Genomic DNA, 3,170 nt, shown 5'->3' with positions numbered 1-3,170 from the left:
GGCGGATAAGGGCGAAGCCTGCATCCGCCGCAACCCAAGCTTCTGGCGCCACGGAACCCAAAGCCATGTGCTATAGTCTTTGCTACGTGGAATTCAACAACAAAGAGGAAAACTCTATGCGCATCAATCGCTTAAGCAAAGCCATCGCTTCCGGCCTGTGCGTTGGCCTGATTCTCCAGACCACCGCCTGCGGCACCGTGCTGTACCCGGAGCGGAAAGGGCAGACCGGTGGCCAGCTCGACCCGGCCGTGGTGGCTCTTAACGCCGTGGGTTTGCTGTTCTTCCTTGTGCCCGGGGTGATCGCTTTTGCGGTGGACTTCTCTAACGGCACCATCTACCTGCCCGGAGGCAGTGCCCAGTTGACCGACGAGCAGATGGAACGCATCACCCGTGCCGATGGCCAGGTGGATCAAGAGGCACTGGAGCTGCTGGTCAAAGACGAGCTGGGTATGGACGTGGACCTGCAGGCGAGCGGTGTCGAGGTGCGCAGCGTGCAATCAGCCGAGCAGGTTCAGGCCCTGATACAGTCCCGCCAGCCGACCACCTTGGCGGCGCTGTAAGACTGGAAGGTTTGTCGGGTTACGCGCGTTGCGCTAACCCGACCTACTGAACGTGCTGCGCGACGGTCGAGTAGGTCGGGTTAGGCCAAGGGCCGTAACCCGACAAATTCCGCCGCAAGCCCAGCAGGTCGGACCGGTCCGACGTTTCGGAACGCAACTCGCGTAGTCCGACAACATTCCCCGACATTGCTTCCAACCGGTAGTTTCGATGAGAATCAAAAATCCCATTACCGCCATCTGGCGCAGCGATGCGTCCCGTGGGTTGAAGATCATTGCCTACAGTCTGCTGTTGGTGTTTGTCACCTCTTTGCCACTGATTGCGTATGTGATTTTTGGGCCTTCCGACGGGAATCCGATTGGATTGGGGCTGTTATTTGCCGGTGGGGCGATGGTGGCTCATGTGGGGTTTTTTGTTGGGCTTTTGATGTTGATTTGGGATCATTATTTTCGGAAGTAGGGCGGGAGGTTGGGTAACGGCGGATGCGCCTTTGGCTCCGAAGCGTCGGACCGATCCGCCCTACGGTTCGAAGTGCCCCCCCCCGGTGACGGCGGATGCGCTTCGCTTATCCGCCCTACGGATACCACGGCAGTTCGCGTAGGGCGGATAAGGGCAAAGCCCGCATCCGCCGTTACTGAGCTACGACGCATCCGCCGTACTGAACTATTCCTCCCCCAAAAACCCGCCGGACTGATGCGACCACAACTGTGCATACAGCCCACCCTGGGCAATCAACTCCGAATGGGTTCCCTGTTCGACAATCTTTCCCTGGTCCAGCACGATCAACCGGTCCAGCGCGGCAATGGTGGACAACCGGTGCGCGATGGCGATGACGGTTTTGCCTTCCATCAATCGACTCAGGTTGCTCTGAATGATGCTTTCGACCTCTGAATCCAGGGCCGAGGTGGCTTCGTCCATGATCAGGATCGGGGCGTCTTTAAGCAGCACCCGGGCAATGGCGATGCGCTGGCGCTGGCCGCCCGAGAGTTTCACGCCGCGCTCGCCCACGTGGGCGTCGTAGCCGGTGCGTACTTCGGCATCACTCAATCCGAGAATAAAGTCGTGGGCTTCAGCTTGTTTGGCGGCTTCGATCATTTCTTCTTCGGTCGCGCCGGGCTTGCCGTACAGCAGGTTGTCCCGCACCGACCGGTGGAGCAGGGCGGTGTCCTGGGTGATCATGCCGATCTGGGCGCGCAGGGTTTCCTGCTGAACCTGGCTGATGTCTTGACCGTCGATCCGGATCTGCCCCTTCTCGATATCGTAGAAGCGCAGCAGCAGGTTGACCAGGGTGGATTTGCCGGCGCCGGAGCGGCCGACCAGACCAATCTTCTCGCCGGGCTTGAGGTCGAGAGAGAAATTCTCCAGCACCCCTTCGCCTTTGTCGTAGTGGAAGGTCACCTGATCAAATTCAATGCCGCCTTCACGAACGTTCAGGGGTTGCGCCTGCTCTGCATCGCCGACTGCGCGCGGGTGGGAGAGGGTGTTGATGCCGTCTTTGGCGGTGCCGATGTTTTCAAACAGGGTGGACACTTCCCACATGATCCACTGGGACATACCGTTCAGACGCAACACCAGGCCCATGGCGGCGGCAATGGCGCCGACCGAAATAATATCGCCGCTCCACAGCCAGATGGACAGCGCGGCGCTACTGAAAATCAACAGGGCATTAATGCCCCAGACACCGCTGTTGAGCAGGGTGGCCAGGCGCATCTGCGGGTAGACGCTGTGCAGAAACCGCTCCATACCGTCCCGGGCGTAATCGGATTCGCGCCGGGAGTGGGAGAAGAGTTTGACCGTGGCAATGTTGGTGTAAGTATCCACGATTCGGCCGGTCATATCGGCCCGGGCATTGGCCTGTCGGGTGGCGACGGCGGACAGGCGCGGCAGGAAGTAGCGCAGCAGGGCGATGTAGGCAAGAAACCAGGCACCGAGCGGCACCATCAAGCGCCAATCGAGCGAGCCCAGCAGCACCAGCATACTGGTGAAGTACACCAGCACATAGACGGTGATGTCCAGCAACTTCATGACCGTTTCGCGAACCGCCAGGGCGGTCTGCATCACCTTGGTGGCGATCCGCCCCGCGAACTCGTCCTGAAAAAAAGCCACGCTCTGACCGAGCAGGTAGCGGTGTGCCTGCCAGCGGATGATCATGGGGTAGTTGCCAAGCAGGGTCTGGTGAATCAGGGTGGAGTGAAAAAACACCGTGATCGGGATGGCGATGAGGACCACAAAGGCCATCAGCCACAGTTCTGTACCTCGCTCGGCCCAGAGTTGGGTTGGGCTGTATTGGCCGAGCCAGTCGACAGTCAGCCCCAGGAACTGAAACAGGGCCACTTCCATCACGGCAATCAGTGCGGCCATGAACGACATGGTTAACAGGAATTTGCCGGCGCCTTTGGTATAGTGGCGGCAGAAGGCCACGAGGTTCCTGGGTGGCTGTTGCGGCTCTTCGACCGGGAAGGGTTTGAGCAGACTTTCGAAAAACGCGAACATAGGGATAGACGGCTGAAGAAATGAGGGCGTAGTTTACAGGCTTTTGGTGGTATGGACCATTGGGGGTTGTTAAGGGATGTAATGAGTTGTGTCCGCCGTAGCAATCCCGTAGGTCGGAT

At 59.2% G+C, this 3,170-nt stretch carries 3 protein-coding genes; 2 read left to right on the top strand and 1 reads right to left on the bottom strand.

Going from position 1 to position 3,170, the window contains the following annotated elements; all coding sequences use genetic code 11:
- Window positions 1-116: 116 nt before the first annotated feature.
- Complete coding sequence (locus B3187_RS17055; protein ID WP_286807682.1) at window positions 117-560, top strand: polyribonucleotide nucleotidyltransferase; 444 nt, start codon at window positions 117-119, stop codon at window positions 558-560.
- A gap of 208 nt (window positions 561-768) precedes the next feature.
- The gene (locus tag B3187_RS17050) at window positions 769-1,017 is read left to right on the top strand and encodes a hypothetical protein (RefSeq protein WP_286807681.1); all 249 of its coding nucleotides are present in this window, start codon (window positions 769-771) and stop codon (window positions 1,015-1,017) included.
- A 204-nt stretch (window positions 1,018-1,221) separates the two neighbouring features.
- On the opposite strand, the gene B3187_RS17045 is transcribed toward B3187_RS17050, so the two are convergent.
- On the bottom strand, window positions 1,222-3,051 hold the full coding sequence (locus tag B3187_RS17045; RefSeq protein WP_286807680.1) for an ABC transporter ATP-binding protein: 1,830 nt from the start codon (window positions 3,049-3,051) through the stop codon (window positions 1,222-1,224).
- Window positions 3,052-3,170 lie beyond the last annotated feature (119 nt).

The organism is Marinimicrobium sp. UBA4209 (assembly GCF_002381585.1).
GTDB classification, from domain to species: domain Bacteria; phylum Pseudomonadota; class Gammaproteobacteria; order Pseudomonadales; family Cellvibrionaceae; genus Marinimicrobium; species Marinimicrobium koreense.
This window is presented reverse-complemented; position numbering and strand designations above follow the sequence as displayed.

What these genes read in the sequence shown, in the direction of transcription:
- B3187_RS17055 (WP_286807682.1), top strand. Translation starts at nt 117, where the DNA reads ATGCGCATCAATCGCTTAAGCAAAGCCATCGCTTCCGGCCTGTGCGTT.
- B3187_RS17050 (WP_286807681.1), top strand. Translation starts at nt 769, where the DNA reads ATGAGAATCAAAAATCCCATTACCGCCATCTGGCGCAGCGATGCGTCC.
- B3187_RS17045 (WP_286807680.1), bottom strand. Translation starts at nt 3,051, where the DNA reads ATGTTCGCGTTTTTCGAAAGTCTGCTCAAACCCTTCCCGGTCGAAGAG.